The 13659-nt window shown below is 56.0% G+C and carries 12 protein-coding genes; 5 read left to right on the top strand and 7 right to left on the bottom strand.

All coding sequences use genetic code 11. The features are described 5' to 3' along the window. The first annotated feature begins 18 nt into the window (after window positions 1-18). Complete coding sequence (gene cobB, locus ACT3RT_RS01990; protein ID WP_353502530.1) at window positions 19-849, top strand: Sir2 family NAD+-dependent deacetylase; 831 nt, start codon at window positions 19-21, stop codon at window positions 847-849. A 152-nt stretch (window positions 850-1001) separates the two neighbouring features. Beyond that, complete coding sequence (pepT, locus tag ACT3RT_RS01985; RefSeq protein ID WP_496202419.1) at window positions 1002-2234, top strand: peptidase T; 1233 nt, start codon at window positions 1002-1004, stop codon at window positions 2232-2234. Between the two features lie 81 nt (window positions 2235-2315). Here the strand turns inward: pepT and ACT3RT_RS01980 are convergent, their stop codons facing one another. The 3 genes from ACT3RT_RS01980 to phoP form a co-directional block, all read right to left on the bottom strand. Then, window positions 2316-3437, bottom strand: coding sequence for a ribosomal protein uL16 3-hydroxylase (locus ACT3RT_RS01980; RefSeq protein ID WP_353502528.1), 1122 nt, complete (start codon window positions 3435-3437; stop codon window positions 2316-2318). A gap of 128 nt (window positions 3438-3565) precedes the next feature. Further along, on the bottom strand, window positions 3566-5020 hold the full coding sequence (gene phoQ / locus ACT3RT_RS01975; RefSeq protein ID WP_396130349.1) for a two-component system sensor histidine kinase PhoQ: 1455 nt from the start codon (window positions 5018-5020) through the stop codon (window positions 3566-3568). Window positions 5021-5039: 19 nt separating this feature from the next. Then, complete coding sequence (phoP, locus tag ACT3RT_RS01970) at window positions 5040-5714, bottom strand: two-component system response regulator PhoP (protein WP_353502526.1); 675 nt, start codon at window positions 5712-5714, stop codon at window positions 5040-5042. A 375-nt stretch (window positions 5715-6089) separates the two neighbouring features. On the opposite strand from phoP, the gene ACT3RT_RS01965 reads away from it, so the two are divergent. The 3 genes from ACT3RT_RS01965 to ACT3RT_RS01955 all read left to right on the top strand — a co-directional run bounded on the left by ACT3RT_RS01965 (window position 6090) and on the right by ACT3RT_RS01955 (window position 9389). Next, entirely contained in the window at window positions 6090-7340 is a 1251-nt protein-coding gene (locus ACT3RT_RS01965) for a nucleoside permease (RefSeq protein WP_353502525.1), read from the top strand. Window positions 7341-7401: 61 nt separating this feature from the next. After that, a complete protein-coding gene (locus ACT3RT_RS01960; RefSeq protein WP_496202418.1) occupies window positions 7402-8421 on the top strand; it encodes an ADP-ribosylglycohydrolase family protein in 1020 nt (339 codons plus the stop codon). Continuing rightward, entirely contained in the window at window positions 8418-9389 is a 972-nt protein-coding gene (locus ACT3RT_RS01955) for a PfkB family carbohydrate kinase (RefSeq protein WP_496202417.1), read from the top strand. Before ACT3RT_RS01960 ends, ACT3RT_RS01955 begins: the two co-directional genes overlap by 4 nt. On the opposite strand, the gene ACT3RT_RS01950 is transcribed toward ACT3RT_RS01955, so the two are convergent. The 4 genes from ACT3RT_RS01950 to mnmA all read right to left on the bottom strand — a co-directional run bounded on the left by ACT3RT_RS01950 (window position 9386) and on the right by mnmA (window position 13554). Further along, window positions 9386-10147, bottom strand: coding sequence for a GntR family transcriptional regulator (locus ACT3RT_RS01950; RefSeq protein WP_496199970.1), 762 nt, complete (start codon window positions 10145-10147; stop codon window positions 9386-9388). The two genes, ACT3RT_RS01955 and ACT3RT_RS01950, sit on opposite strands and share 4 nt — an antisense overlap. A 116-nt stretch (window positions 10148-10263) precedes the next feature. After that, on the bottom strand, window positions 10264-11634 hold the full coding sequence (purB, locus tag ACT3RT_RS01945) for an adenylosuccinate lyase (RefSeq protein WP_496202416.1): 1371 nt from the start codon (window positions 11632-11634) through the stop codon (window positions 10264-10266). Window positions 11635-11652: 18 nt separating this feature from the next. Then, complete coding sequence (hflD, locus tag ACT3RT_RS01940; RefSeq protein ID WP_396130355.1) at window positions 11653-12279, bottom strand: high frequency lysogenization protein HflD; 627 nt, start codon at window positions 12277-12279, stop codon at window positions 11653-11655. Window positions 12280-12447: 168 nt separating this feature from the next. Continuing rightward, window positions 12448-13554, bottom strand: coding sequence for a tRNA 2-thiouridine(34) synthase MnmA (gene mnmA / locus ACT3RT_RS01935; protein WP_353502519.1), 1107 nt, complete (start codon window positions 13552-13554; stop codon window positions 12448-12450). Window positions 13555-13659 lie beyond the last annotated feature (105 nt).

Genomic DNA, 13659 nt, shown 5'->3' with positions numbered 1-13659 from the left:
CCAAGAGCAGGAGCACATATGCGCACACGCCATCGTCTGTGTCGATTTCGCAAAAACAAGCGCATACGGCACCAACGTTTTCGCTCAAATATTTTCCATCGAGACAATATGGCCGCCGCATCGCTGAAGCGGCCTTTTGTTGTGGTGCTGACCGGGGCGGGGATCTCCGCTGAGTCTGGCATCCGCACCTTTCGCGCCGCCGACGGCCTGTGGGAAGAGCACAAGGTCGAGGACGTGGCGACGCCGGAAGGCTATCGCAACGATCCTGAACTGGTGCAGGCGTTCTACAACGCTCGCCGCCAGCAGTTGCAAAACGCCGAGATTGAGCCAAACGCGGCGCACCACGCCTTAGCCACGCTCGAAGACGCGCTGGGCGATAACTTTATGCTGGTGACGCAGAACATCGATAACCTGCACGAGCGCGCCGGAAACAAGCGCGTAATGCATATGCACGGTGAATTGCTCAAAGTGCGCTGTACCCACTCCGGTCAAGTGTTCGACTGGCCGGGCGACCTGTCGGTGAATGACAAATGCCACTGTTGCCAGTTCCCCGCGCCGCTGCGCCCGCACGTGGTGTGGTTCGGCGAAATGCCTATTGGTATGGATGAGATTTATCAGGCGCTGGCGAAAGCGGATTTCTTTATCGCTATTGGCACTTCGGGCCATGTCTATCCGGCGGCGGGATTTGTCCACGAAGCCAAGATGGGCGGGGCTTACACCATTGAGCTGAATCTCGAGCCAAGTCAGGTGGAGAGCCAGTTTGATGAACGCAAGTATGGCCTTGCCAGTCAGGTGGTGCCTGAGTTTATTCATGCCTTCCTGACCAAACAAGAAAACGCCTGGCGCTAGCCGGGCTTTTTTTCGTCTGTCATTCCATTTTGCTAAAATTGCGTCTGAGCAGAAGACTTCATTGGCTAAACTCGGTGAAAACTGACCTGACGCAATATCCGAGGTATTCATGCTGCGCATAATAAAACTCGGTCGCTAGAGGATACCTAATTATGGATAAGTTGCTTGATCGTTTCTTACACTACGTTTCGTTTGATACCCAATCGAAGGTCAACGTTCGACACACGCCTAGCACGGAAGGGCAGCTGAAGCTGGCGCGTGAACTTCAGAAAGAATTGATTGCACTCGGCCTTGATCAGGTCACGCTCAGTGACAAAGGCTGCGTGATGGCAACCTTGCCTGGCAATGTCGACTGGCCTGTGCCGACTATCGGCTTTATCTCTCATTTAGACACGGCGCCGGATTTCACGGCGAAGCACGTCAATCCTCAAATTGTTGAAAATTATCGCGGTGGTGATATTGCGCTGGGTAACGGCGACGAAGTGCTTTCGCCGGTGATGTTCCCGATGCTACACCAGCTGCTGGGCCAGACGCTGATCACCACCGACGGCAAAACCCTGCTCGGCTCGGATGATAAAGCAGGCATCGCCACTATCGTTACCGCCATGGCGCGTCTGAAAAATAGCGCGATCCCGCACGGGCCGCTGCGCATTGCTTTTACCCCAGACGAAGAGATCGGCAAGGGCGCGCAGTCTTTCGACGTCCCGGCTTTTGCCGCCCAATGGGCATACACCGTGGACGGCGGTGGCGTCGGGGAGCTGGAGTTTGAGAATTTCAACGCCGCCTCGGCGACCATCAAAATTGTCGGTAATAATGTCCATCCCGGCAGCGCCAAAGGGGTGATGGTCAACGCCTTGTCGCTGGCGGTACGAATTCATGCCGAACTGCCAGCTGATGAAACACCTGAAAAAACCGAAGGTTACGAAGGTTTCTACCATCTGACGTCGATGAAAGGCTCGGTCGAACGCGCCGAAATGCACTACATTATTCGCGATTTCGATCAGGCGAACTTTGAAGCGCGTAAGCAGAAAATCATCGATATCGCTCATCTGGTGGGCGAAGGGCTGCACCGCGACTGCTATATCGAGGTGACTCTTGATGACCATTATTACAATATGCGCGACAAAGTGGCGCAGCATCCACACATCATTGAAATTGCCAAACAGGCGATGATTGATTGTGAAATCGAACCGCTGATGAAGCCAATTCGCGGCGGCACCGACGGCGCGCAGCTCTCCTTCCGCGGCCTGCCTTGCCCGAACATTTTCACCGGCGGCTACAACTTCCACGGCAAGCATGAGTTTGTCACGCTGGAGGGGATGGAGAAGGCGGTCAGCGTGGTGATGCGTATTGCCGAACTGACGGCCAAGAACGCCAAAAGCTAACTCTGCTTTTCAGCAGGGCGAAACAAAAAGGGTGCGCTCCGCGAGGATACGCACCCTTTTTTATATGGCTAACTTCAACGATTAATCATTGAAGTACCAGTAGCCGCTGTTAACCAAAGCAGAGATCAATGCGAGGAATGACGGGTCATCCAGCGCGTCGCCTAGCATCTCGCGAGTTACCGTCAGGTGACGCGTTAAGGCGTCAGCGGCGGCAACTTGCTCCGTGGTGATAGCTTCGCCATTGACGTAGCACACGTCGCCGATGCGCAACACGCGCAGGCCGCCGAGGCGCTGCAAGGTTTCGCCCGATTCCAGCAGCTCATAAATTTCACCGGCCTGATAAGGCGGCTCCGGCGGCGCTAAGTCAAGCTCGTGGCGCGACTGGGAGATAAACTCGCCAAACCAGCTGTTGAAGTGCTCGGGGTCGCCCGCCAGCTCCAGCATCATATTGCGCAGACCGTCTAGCTCGTTTGGCAGGATTTGCGCCGGGTGCTCGCGCTCAACCAGCTCCGGATCGCCATAACGCTTACTACCAAGCTCGCGGGAGAGCACATAGTCGGCAAAGCCGCTGAGCATTTCGCGGGCGTTCGGCGCGCGGAAACCGACCGAGTAGTTCAGGGCATGTTCCAGCGAGTAGCCTTCGTGCGGGAAGCCCGGCGGAATATAGACGATATCGCCCGGCTCCAGCTCTTCATCAATAATGGCTTCGAACGGCTCAACCTGAAGCAAATCCGGGTGCGGGCAGTGCTGTTTCATGGGAATTTTCTCCCCAACGCGCCAGCGACGGCGGCCGGTACCCTGAATGATAAACACGTCATACTGGTCCAGATGCGGGCCAACGCCGCCGCCCGGCACTGAATAGGAGATCATCAGGTCATCCATACGCCAGTCAGGAATATGGCGGAAAGGACGCATCAGGTGGGAAGAGGGCTCATGCCAATGATCAACCGCCTGAACCAGAATCGACCAGTTATTTTCACCCAGGTGATCATAGCTTTCGAAAGGCCCGTGGCTGACCTGCCAGCGACCGTCTTCATGACTGACCAGACGGCTGTCGACTTCGTTCTCCATCGCCAGTCCGGCCAGTTCGTCTGGAGAGATAGGGTCGATGAAGTTTTTGAAGCCACGTTTAAGAACCACCGGACGTTTTTGCCAATAACGCTGCAAAAAGTCATTCCAGTCCAAGTCGAGTTGATAATCCATAAATGTTTTCCATGGCGTAAATGAGAGTCACTGAGAGGATTATAACGGAAGGCGAGGCGGCTGCATTGGGCAATCGCCTGCAAATTTCATTAATAACCGGCAACTCGGACGAATTGCCGGGAGAAAGCTTAATCGTTGTCCACGTCGTGCTGCTTACCGAAGCAAACCCGCATGCTGGCACCGCCGAGTGGGCTGTCGCCAATAATAATCTGGCCGTCATATTGCTCAATAATTTCACTGGCCAGGGATAAGCCTAAACCTTGGCCTGGGCGCAGCGTATCAGCGCGCTGGCCGCGCTGGAAAATCACTTCGCGTTTGCTTTCCGGAATGCCGGGACCGTCATCTTCAATCAGGATCACCAGCTGTTTTTCGGCATATACGGCGCTGATTTCTACAAATTCCAGACAGTATTTGCAGGCGTTATCGATGACATTACCCATCACTTCGATAAAGTCATTTTTCTCGCCAATAAAGGTGATTTCTGGCGAGATATCCAGCGTCAGCGCCACGCCTTTACGCTGATAAACCTTATTCAGTGCTGAACACAAGCTGTCGAGCAGGCCGGGTACCGAATGTACTTCGCGCACCAAAATATTGTGTTCTGAACGCAAAGTGGCGCGATGCAAATAGTAGCCAATTTGCTGCGAAATGCGGCTAATTTGCTCCAGCATCACGGGTTCTGCCTGTTCGATGGTCATCTGCTTGCCGTTACGCAGAGAGCGCAGCGTGGACTGCAACACTGCCAGCGGCGTCTTCAGGCTGTGGGTCAAATCCGCCAGCGTAGTGCGATAGCGGTCATAGCGTTCGCGCTCGCCGTGCAGCAGAGTATTAAGATTGCGCACCAAGCCTTTCAACTCGCTCGGCGGGTTTTCATCCAAGGCTTCGCGCTCGTGGGTTTCCAGCTCAGCCACTTGCCGGATCAGCGCCTTAATGGGCCGCAGGCTCCAGTAGGCCGCCAGCCACAGCAGCGGGATAACCAGCAGCAAGTTGGCGATCAGCACATAGCTGAACCACTCCCACACCAAATCGGAACGCTGTAGCTCTTGCGGGATGGTATCTACCACCACGATATTCAGCGCGGGCAGGCGCGAGGTGGCCGAGTAAGTATTTACCGCAATGGAGTGGGTGAGGGCGTTGGCGTCAGTGTCGTCATAATTTTTCAGCTTGTCTTTGGCTTGCTGATTATCGCCAATGACCTCGCTACTGACCTGGGTGTCCGTGTCGATTTCGTAGAAACCGGGCTTGTTCATCCACTCTTTGTCGATATGCGTCTCAAGCTCCGGCACGCGGCGCTGGGCCCACAGCAGGTTGCCTTTGTCGTCATAGATAAAGACTAAGGTTGGCGAGTTGAGATCCAAATCTGGCGGCACATTGATTGTCAGCTTGTTATCGCGCCACTGGGCAAGGCTGAAGAACAGATTACTTTCACCGCGCAGCAGGCGGTAGGCGGTTTTGTCGAAGCTGACCATATAGCCGACCACCGCCACCAGCCCGTAAGCCAGTGACAGCGCCAGCACCACGCCAGCGGTGGCGACCATAAAACGCGAGCGCAGTGAGAAGGGCTTTCCTTTGCGAAATCTCATAAAAGTGTGCTCGACGGCGTTACGGACGAATGTCGAAACGATAACCCTGACCGCGCACGGTGGTTATCACGTCGGTAGGATATTCAGCCTGCAATTTTTTGCGTAAACGGCCCATCAATACGTCAACGGTGTGGCTCTCGCGCAGCTCGGCATCAGGATACAATTGCAGCATCAGGGAGTCCTTGCTGACCACTTTACCGGCATTGCGGATCAGGGTTTCAATGATGGTGTACTCAAAGGCGGTCAGCTTGACCGGCTGTTCGCTGACGGTGAGTTCGCGGCGCGACAGGTCAATCTGGAAAGGTGCGAGGGTGATCACCTGTGACGCCAGGCCGCTGTTGCGGCGCATCAGTGCCTGCATGCGGGCGATAACCTCTTCCAAATGGAAAGGTTTGGTGACGTAATCGTCAGCACCCGCTTCCAGCACGGCCACTTTGTCCTGCCAGCTTTCGCGGGCGGTCAGCACCAGAATCGGCAATTTTGCCTGATGACTACGCCAGCGTTGGATCAGGCTCAGGCCATCTTCACCGGGCAGGCCGAGGTCAACGATGGCAATATCCGGCGCGTGTTCCTGTAAAAAGTAGTCGGCTTCCTTGGCGTCTTCAGCAGCATCAACCTGATGGCCCATTTCGCGCATTTGCACCGAGAGGTGATGGCGCAGCAGCGCATTATCTTCGACAACCAGAATTCGCATAACAACTCCTTTTTAATGCAGGGTACAACGAACCCCGGCCAATATTTGCATAGTGATCCCGAGGTTGTTAGCGCGAGTAAGAGGCATTGTTACGCCCATTTGGCTGAAATCTCGAGGATAAATCGTGACACAACTCTAACGTATCCAGAAACATTTGCTTCAACGCCAGATAAACACGACGGGGGGTAACTTAAATGAAAGCTAAACCAATTATAAACGCCCCTCAGGAGTGATGACAGGAAATGTGAGAAAGATCGCGGTAAGATTTTAAATGTATTATTAAGGTATTATAAAGGTATCTGATAGATGCCTTTATCTGCCTGTAGCCGACCTGAGATTCGTGCTAAAGGTGTCTCATTCAGCAAGGATATAATAATGAAACGTACCCATCTGAAGCTGTCCGTCATGATGTTTATTGAATGGTTTATCTGGGGGGCGTGGTTTGTGCCTCTCTGGCAATACCTCAATAAACTGGGCTTTAGCCCATCTGAAATCGCCTGGTCTTATAGCAGCACCGCCATCGCCGCTATTCTCTCGCCGGTATTGGTAGGGGTTATCGCTGACCGCTATTTTGCCGCGCAAAAGGTTCTCGCCTGGCTCTTATTGGCAGGGGGCGCGTTGATGTGTTTCATCGCGCTGCAAACCCAATTCTCCTCTTTCTTCCCGCTGCTGGTGGTCTATGCCATCACCTACATGCCTACCGTGGCGCTGACTAATAGCATCGCGTTCGCCAATATTGGCGACCCCGAAAAAGAGTTCCCGCGCATCCGCGTGCTGGGCACCTTGGGCTGGATTGCCTCGGGCCTGTTCATCGGTTTTGTCCTGCCGCCTATGCTCGGCATGGGCAATATCTCTGATACAAACCTGCCGCTGTGGCTGACCGCCGCGGCCTCTATCGCGCTGGGGCTTTATAGCTTCTGGCTGCCGGATACGCCTGCCAAGGGCAGTGGCCCGGTGGATATCAAGGCGCTGTTTGGCCTGAATGCGCTGGCGATGCTGAAAGACCGTTCTTTCGCGATTTTCGCGCTTTGCTCCTTCCTGTTCTGCATGCCGCTGGCGTTTTACTACCAGTTCGCCAACGGCTATCTGACGCAGGTCGGGCTGAATGAAGCCACCGGCTGGATGACGCTGGGTCAGGTTTCGGAGATTTTTGCACTGCTTGCCTTGCCGCTGCTGCTCAAACGCTTCGGCATCAAGAAGGTGCTGATGCTCGGCTTCATCACGGCGGCCATTCGCTACATCTTCTTTATCTACGGCGGCACCGAGGACGTGTGGGGCTACAGCATGCTGTTCCTCGGCATCCTGTTGCACGGCGTGAGCTACGACTTCTATTTCGTCACCGGCTATATCTATGTCGATAAAAAAGCCCCGGCGCACATGCGCACCGCGGCACAGGGGCTGATCACCCTGATTTGCCAGGGGCTGGGCAGCTTTATCGGCAACTGGCTGGGGGGCCGCGCGATGACCACTTTCGCCCTGACTACGCCGCGCAACGGCATGACCTTCGACTGGTTCGCCGTGTGGGGCGTTGGCGCGGCGATGGTGGTCGCGGTGATGCTGTTATTCCTGCTGTTCTTCCGCGAGCGCAGCAAAACGATTGAACCGGTAACACTGGCACGTTCTTGATTTTAATGATTTCTCTGGCGGGCGCGCTGCTCGCCAGTGGTCCTATTTATGGAGATAACAGATGCAACAGATAACCCGCGAAAACCGCATTCTTGGCGCGCTCTATGGGCAAATGCTGGGCGACGCCTTGGGTATGCCGTCAGAGCTTTGGCCGCGTGAACGGGTGAAAAAGCATTTTGGCTGGATTGACCGTTTTCTTGATGGCCCGGCTGAAAACAACGCTGCCTGCTACTTCACCGCCGCGCAGTTTACCGACGACACTTCCATGGCGCTGGCGCTGGCCGATGCCCTGATTGAAGCCGATGGCGAAGTGGTGCCGGAGCTGATTGCCCGCAACGTCATTCGCTGGGTGGACGGCTTTGACGCTTTTAACAAAAACATTCTGGGACCAAGCTCGAAGCTGGCGTTGGCCGAGCAGAAGAAGGGCGTGGCGATCAGTGAGCTGGAGAACAACGGCGTGACCAACGGCGCGGCGATGCGCGTTTCGCCACTGGGCTGCGTGCTGCCTTCTGCGCCGCTGGAGCACTTCTGCCAACAGGTGTGGCTGGCTTCCAGCCCGACGCATAAGTCTGATATCGCGGTGGCCGGTGCCGTAGTGATTGCCTGGGCGGTGTCCAAAGCAATTGAAGGAGCGAGCTGGGCGGAGATTAAACTGGCGTTGCCGGACATTGCCAAATACGCCCAGACCCGCCAGAGCACCACCTTCAGCGCCTCTTTGGCCGCTCGCATCGAGTTGGCGCTGGAGGTAGTGGCGAAATCCACCGGCAGCGAGCAGGCTTCCGAGCAGGTTTACCAGTTGGTGGGCGCGGGAGTGAGCACCATTGAGTCGGTTCCGGCGGCTATCGCCATGGTTGAACTGGCCGAAGGCTGCCCGAACCGCTGCGCCGTGCTGTGCGCCAACTTGGGTGGAGATACCGACACCATCGGCGCAATGGCGACGGCGATCTGCGGCGCCTTGCAGGGCATTGACGCCTTCGACGCGCAGTACCTTGCCGAACTAAAACGCGTCAATCCGCTGGATATGACCACCTACAGCAGCGCCTTCCTGCGCTTCCGCCAGCGCGCTGAGGAGGCGGCATGAGCAACCAGCACGGCGAACTGCTTCACACACTGATGCAGGGGAACTGGCACCAGCAGTGCCCGGTGACGGTGGTCGGCGCGGCGGTAATGGACATGGTGGCGCACGCCGATGCCCTGCCGGAGCGCGGTGGCGACACCGCTGCCAGCGTGTCGGGGTTTCACCTCGGCGGCTGCGCGCTCAATATCGCCCTCGGCCTGAAACAGCTGGGGATCAACAGCCACAACCTGCTGCCGCTGGGAGAGGGCATGTGGGCCACACGCCTGCGTGATGAAATGGCCCAGCGCGGCATTCAGTCTGACTTGCAGGTCGGCGTCGCGGATAACGGCTGGTGCCTGGCGCTGGTGGAACCCGACGGTGAACGCACTTTTATCTCCATCGACGGCGTCGAGAACCAGTGGCAGACCGCGTGGCTGGAGAACCGCACGCCGACCAGCGGGCTGGTGTATCTCTCCGGCTATCAGCTAGGCGCCAAACAGGGCGGGGTGCTGGTGGCGTGGATGCAGGCGCTGCCCGCCGAGGTGCGCGTGGTGCTGGACCTAGGCCCGCGTCTCGACACCATGTCGCCAGAGTTCATCGACGGGCTGCTGCGTCCGGGGGTGATCATGACCCTCAATCAGCGCGAAGCGGGCCTGCTCGGCTATCGCGACGACGAAGAGCATTTCTGCCGCCAGCTGCACGGCAAAACCGGCGAACTGGTAGTGCTGCGCTGCGGCGCGAAGGGGAGTTACTACTTTGGCGGGGAAAGCGACCACGGCTGGATTGCGCCGCGCAAAGTGACCATGGTGGACAGCATTGGCGCGGGCGACAGCCACTGCGCCGGGCTGCTGGCGGGGCTATCCCTGGGATTAAGCCACTGGCAGAGCATGATGCTGGCGAACTGCGTGGCGGCCTACGTGGTGTCTAAGCCGGGTGGCGACTGTGCGCCGACGCTGGCCCAGCTCGCCAATGAGATGAGCCGCGAGGATTAATCCTCGCTGATAAATTCGTACATGTCGCTGCGACAGAAGCTTTCACTGTACTCGATGGGGCGGTTTTGCCCATCGAACAGGGTTTGGCGAATGATTAAGATCGGCATCGGGGTTTTCAACTGGAGCGATTGCATCAGTTCGTCGTCAGACATGGCGGCACTGACGCGGCTTTGCAGCGCGCCTAACTCGATGTTATTGCGGTGGAAATAGTCGTAGAGCGAAACGCCGATATCCTGCACGTCGGCAATGGCGTCCACCACCACGTAGGAGAGGGCGACGGACATCGGGCGCGTATCAATATAGTGAATACGCTTGAGGCGATAGACCGGCGTGCGCTCGGTGATGGCTAATTTGCTGGCGACCAGCGCGTCGGCGGGCACCTTTTCGCGGCTGATCCACAGAGTGTCGGGCTTGCGGCCCTGCAGCATCACTTCGCGCGAGAAGCCTTTCACATCGGCCAGCGAGTAAGAGAGTTTGGCCTCGCCGGCCTTTTTAATAAAGGTGCCGTAACCGCGCGAACGCCCAATATTGCCTGCTTCTTCCAGCCTCGCCAGTGCCTTGCGGACCGTGATGCGCGAGATCCCCAGCTCTTCGGTGAACTGGCGCTCACTGGGTAGAAAATCCCCTTCAGCCAGAACTCCCTCTTTGATCGCCTGCGCGACAACATCGCTAAAACAGAGATAAAGCGGCTGCGTCCCGGCGGCGGCCAGATTTTGTTTGAGAAGCTCGAGTAGGCGTTGGTTGGTGTCCGTGCTCATAAACCGCAGTTTTCCTGTAGCCAGCGTGATTCTAGTAATGGTTTCTATTCTATAACAAAAAAGGCGACCCGCAGGTCGCCTGATATCACTGATTTGCGCTATGTTAAGGCAAAAAGCTATTTCAGCTCGTCAACCATCTTCGCCGCGCGGCCAATGTAGTTGCCCGGCGTCATGGCTTTCAGGCGCACTTTCTCTTCTTCAGGCAGTGGCAGGCCGTCGATGAAACTGTGCATTCCGGCTTCGTCAACGCGCTTACCGCGAGTCAGCTCTTTCAGCTTCTCATAAGGCTTTTCGATGCCGTAGCGGCGCATCACAGTCTGGATCGGCTCAGCCAGCACTTCCCAGTTGTGATCCAGCTCGAAGGCCAGATTGGCTTCGTTCACTTCCAGCTTGCTCACGCCTTTCATGGTGGCCTGATAGGCAATCAGCGCGTAGCCCAGGCCCACGCCGAGGTTACGCAGCACGGTGGAGTCAGTCAGGTCGCGCTGCCAGCGGGAAACCGGCAGTTTGCTCGCCAAGTGTTGCAGCACGGCGTTAGACAGGCCGAGGTTACCTTCGGAGTTTTCGAAATCGATCGGGTTCACTTTGTGCGGCATGGTGGATGAACCGATTTCGCCAGCGATAGTGCGCTGTTTGAAGTGGTTCAGAGCGATGTAGCCCCAGATGTCGCGGTCGAAGTCGATCAGGATAGTGTTGAAGCGCGCCACGCAGTCAAACAGCTCGGCGATGTAGTCGTGCGGCTCGATTTGGGTGGTGTACGGATTCCAGGTCACGCCCAGCGAGGTGACGAACTCTTCGCTGAATTTATGCCAGTCCACTTCCGGGTAAGCCACGATGTGGGCATTGTAGTTGCCGACCGCGCCGTTAATTTTGCCCAGCACTTCAACCTGTTGCAGCTGTTTGTACTGGCGGTCCATACGGTAGGCGACGTTAGCCAGCTCTTTACCGATGGTGGATGGCGTAGCAGGCTGGCCGTGAGTACGGGAGAGCAGCGGGATGTCGCGGAACTGGTGCGCCAGGCCTTTAATGGCATCAATGATTTTCAGCCAGTAAGGAGCAATCACCTCTTCGCGAGCGGTTTTCAGCATCAGCGCGTGGGACAGGTTGTTGATGTCCTCAGAAGTACAGGCGAAGTGGATGAACTCAGACACCGCGTGCAGGGCAGGGATCGCTTCGACTTTTTCCTTCAGGAAATACTCAACGGCTTTAACGTCATGGTTAGTGGTTTTTTCGATGTCTTTGATGCGTTGAGCATCCTTTTCATCAAAATTTGCCAACAACTGGTCAAGGAAAGCGTTTGCGTCAGCATCAAAAGCAGGAACTTCTTTGATTTCTGCGCACGCTGCCAGTTTTTGCAGCCAACGTACTTCAACCTGCACGCGGAATTTCAGCAGGCCAAATTCGCTGAAGATTGCGCGCAGCGCGCTGACTTTATCACCGTAGCGTCCATCAACGGGGGAAACGGCGGTCAGTGAGGATAATTCCATCGGTAGCAACTCCTGGTCTTAACAATGAGCTAAAATATTTTTCGCCTGTTCAAACAAGCGATTACGGGAAAACATCAGTTGCAGGCGTCCACCGCCTACTTGCTGCCACAGCACGGCTGAGCGGATACCCGCCAGCAGCACGGCCCGGACTTTGGCCTGAACCTGAGGGTTTTGCAAAATGGTAGGTGAACCCGTGACCTGAATGCGCGGGCCGACCGGGCTGACGATATCGACATAAATCGCCGCCAGTGAGCTGATGATCGTCTCAGATTCAAGTTCGAAATGGGCTAGTTGACGGTCGAGCTGATCGAGGCGTTCGCCAAGCTTGTTCATCGCCGCTTTATTGGCATTCAGTTTGCGCTCTAACACCATCAGGCTTAGCGCATAGCGGGTTAATTCCGCGCCCGGCCCCTGACGGTTAGCGTTGAGCACGCCAAGCAGCGTTTCTAAACCCATTTTCAAATTGGCTTCATTATTGCCGTAGACCGCGAGCGTTGAGGCCGGATTCATCTCCAGCAGGCTGCGCAACGACACTGACATTTCATGCTGCGCGCAATTCCCTTCATGGGCTAATTGCTGCACCAGACGTGCTGACTGGCACATTCCGGCCAATGCCAACGTAATGTCATAATAATTTTTAGCCACGTCTACTCCTGTAAGCGTTGTTCGGACACCAACCGGCTGGCCGAATCTGAGCCGCAGATCATGCCATAAAATCCTTTTTAAACCCAGTTCGGAATAAGTGCAGATTTACGGGCATATTCTGGTCAAAAATTCGGGACGCATTGGCGTCCCGAATTGATATTTACTGCGTTACAGCGGGTGGCGCTGCTCGATGATACCGCCACCGAGGCAGATCTCATCGATGTAGAACACCGCCGATTGCCCTGGCGTCACTGCCGCCACCGGCGCGTCGAAGCGCACGTCGATGCGATCTTCGCCCAGCGGCGTGACGGTGCAAGGGATGTCCTGCTGGCGATAGCGGGTTTTCACCACGCAGCGCAGCGGGTCGGTCAGGGTTTTGCGATCCACCCAGTGGAGCTGTTGAGCAATCAGGCCCACTGACATCAGGCGCGGGTGTTCACCGCCCTGCGCGACGTACAAAATGTTGTTCGCCACGTCTTTATCCACCACGTACCACGGATCTTCGCCGCCGTCTTTCTGGCCGCCAATGCCCAGACCTTTACGTTGGCCGAGGGTGTGATACATCAGGCCTTGATGCTGTCCCATATCCTGACCATCAACACTCTTGATTGGGCCAGGCTGAGCAGGCAAATAGCGGCCCAGGAAGTCTTTGAACTTGCGCTCACCGATGAAGCAGATCCCGGTGGAATCCTTCTTCTTAGCGGTGATCAGGTCCAGCTCTTCAGCAATGCGGCGCACTTCAGGCTTTTCCAGCTCACCCACCGGGAACAGGCTCTGGGCGATTTGGTCCGTGCCTAAGGTGTAGAGGAAGTAGCTCTGGTCTTTATTGCCGTCGGTGCCGCGCAGCAGGTGGCTGATGCCGTCAAAGTCCTTGCGGCGCACATAGTGGCCGGTAGCGATGAAATCAGCCCCTAAATCTTCGGCGGCAAATTCCAAGAAAGCTTTGAATTTAATCTCTTTATTGCACAGGATATCCGGGTTTGGCGTGCGTCCCGCTTTGTACTCTTCGAGGAATAATTCGAACACGTTGTCCCAATATTCCGCCGCAAAGTTGACGGTGTGCAGCTTGATACCCAGCTTGTCACAGACTGCCTGCGCATCGGCGAGGTCAGTGGCTGCGGTGCAATACTCTTCATTGTCGTCCTCTTCCCAATTTTTCATGAAGAGGCCCTCCACCTGATAGCCTTGCTGTTGCAGCAAATAGGCCGAGACGGAGGAGTCGACACCGCCGGACATCCCGACGATCACTTTTTTCTGGCTGTTGTCTTCAGACATTGTCATTCCGAATGATTTTACCGAATTGCATAAATAAATTGCCCGACGGGTGGCGCTTTTGACTGACATTTCACTGCCAGAAGGTCACACGAGGATGAAGGCCGC

The organism is Ewingella sp. AOP9-I1-14, assembly GCF_052375995.1.
In the GTDB taxonomy this organism is placed as follows: domain Bacteria; phylum Pseudomonadota; class Gammaproteobacteria; order Enterobacterales; family Enterobacteriaceae; genus Ewingella; species Ewingella allii.
Note: the sequence above shows the minus strand (reverse complement) of the source record. Positions and strands in the feature narration are given on the sequence as shown.

What these genes read in the sequence shown, in the direction of transcription:
- ACT3RT_RS01965 (WP_353502525.1), top strand. Translation starts at nt 6,090, where the DNA reads ATGAAACGTACCCATCTGAAGCTGTCCGTCATGATGTTTATTGAATGG.
- mnmA (WP_353502519.1), bottom strand. Translation starts at nt 13,554, where the DNA reads ATGTCTGAAGACAACAGCCAGAAAAAAGTGATCGTCGGGATGTCCGGC.
- ACT3RT_RS01955 (WP_496202417.1), top strand. Translation starts at nt 8,418, where the DNA reads ATGAGCAACCAGCACGGCGAACTGCTTCACACACTGATGCAGGGGAAC.
- phoP (WP_353502526.1), bottom strand. Translation starts at nt 5,714, where the DNA reads ATGCGAATTCTGGTTGTCGAAGATAATGCGCTGCTGCGCCATCACCTC.
- phoQ (WP_396130349.1), bottom strand. Translation starts at nt 5,020, where the DNA reads ATGAGATTTCGCAAAGGAAAGCCCTTCTCACTGCGCTCGCGTTTTATG.
- ACT3RT_RS01950 (WP_496199970.1), bottom strand. Translation starts at nt 10,147, where the DNA reads ATGAGCACGGACACCAACCAACGCCTACTCGAGCTTCTCAAACAAAAT.
- cobB (WP_353502530.1), top strand. Translation starts at nt 19, where the DNA reads ATGCGCACACGCCATCGTCTGTGTCGATTTCGCAAAAACAAGCGCATA.
- purB (WP_496202416.1), bottom strand. Translation starts at nt 11,634, where the DNA reads ATGGAATTATCCTCACTGACCGCCGTTTCCCCCGTTGATGGACGCTAC.
- ACT3RT_RS01960 (WP_496202418.1), top strand. Translation starts at nt 7,402, where the DNA reads ATGCAACAGATAACCCGCGAAAACCGCATTCTTGGCGCGCTCTATGGG.
- pepT (WP_496202419.1), top strand. Translation starts at nt 1,002, where the DNA reads ATGGATAAGTTGCTTGATCGTTTCTTACACTACGTTTCGTTTGATACC.
- ACT3RT_RS01980 (WP_353502528.1), bottom strand. Translation starts at nt 3,437, where the DNA reads ATGGATTATCAACTCGACTTGGACTGGAATGACTTTTTGCAGCGTTAT.